Raw genomic sequence first — 1226 nt, forward strand, 5'->3', positions numbered from 1 at the left:
ATCTTTTGGTTCGCCTTGGAGCAAAAGTTGAAAATATTTGGCTTAGCGACTTAGAGGGAGTTGTTTATGAAGGTCGCAAGACACTTATGGATCGATGGAAAATCAATTATGCACAAAAAACTGATGCACGGACTTTATCCGAGATTATTGATAATGCAGATATTTTCCTAGGTGTTTCAGCAGGTGGTGTTTTAAAACCTGAATATCTGAAAAAAATGGCTCCAAATCCATTAATTTTAGCGCTGGCTAATCCAACACCAGAAATTATGCCAGAAGAAGCACGTTCTGTCCGGCCAGATGCAATGATCTGCACAGGACGCTCTGATTACCCCAATCAAGTCAACAACGTCCTTTGTTTTCCCTATATCTTCCGTGGTGCATTAGATGTTGGTGCCATCGCGATCAATGAAGCAATGAAAATAGCAGCAGTTTATGCCATTTCTTCCCTCGCGCGTGAAGAATCTTCAGATGTTGCAGCACGTGCATATTCAAAGGAACCACCCAGTTTTGGGCCAGACTACCTCATTCCCTCTCCCTTTGATCCGCGTTTAATACTGCGTATTGCTCCTGCGGTTGCTAAAGCAGCAATGGAAACGGGTGTGGCAATTCGACCAATTAGAGATATGGAAGCCTATTATGATGTCCTTAACCGATTCGTATTTCGTTCTGGCTTAACGATGAAACCGGTTTTTGCAGCAGTAAAAAGAGCAAAACGTAAACGTGTAATTTATGCTAATGGTGAAGATGAACGCGTACTTCGTGCAGCACAAATTGTTCTTGAAGAACAAACAGCGATTCCTCTCCTCATTGGTCGTCCATATGTCGTGGAGGCGCGATTAAAACGCTTTGGTTTAAGAATTCGCCCCAGCATAGATTTTGAACTTATAAATCCAGAAGATGATCCACGTTTTCGTGATTATGTTAACTTATTGCTTCGTTACACAGGAAGACGTGGTGTCTCGCCTGAAGTTGCAAAAACAATCGTGAGAACATCAACAACAGCTATTGCTGCTCTCGCAGTAATGCGTGAAGAAGCTGATGCAATGATTTGCGGTCTAGAAGGTCGTTTTGAGCGTCATCTTGAATTGATTGAACAAATTATTGGACTTAATTCCAATACTAGCTGTTTTTCTTCTGTTAGTTTACTTATCTCTCCGCATCGCACTCTTTTTCTAACAGATACTTACGTCAATGAAAATCCTTCTGCAGAAGAAATAGCAGAAATG

Annotated in this window: 1 protein-coding gene; it reads left to right on the forward strand. The window is 41.5% G+C overall.

Features of this window, described 5'->3' with window-relative positions; all coding sequences use genetic code 11:
• Positions 1–1226 (forward strand): phosphate acyltransferase (locus ACFIK8_RS09635; protein WP_375669297.1); only part of this gene is annotated, 1226 nt, incomplete at both ends.

This window comes from Bartonella sp. MR168JLCBS, from assembly GCF_042194175.1.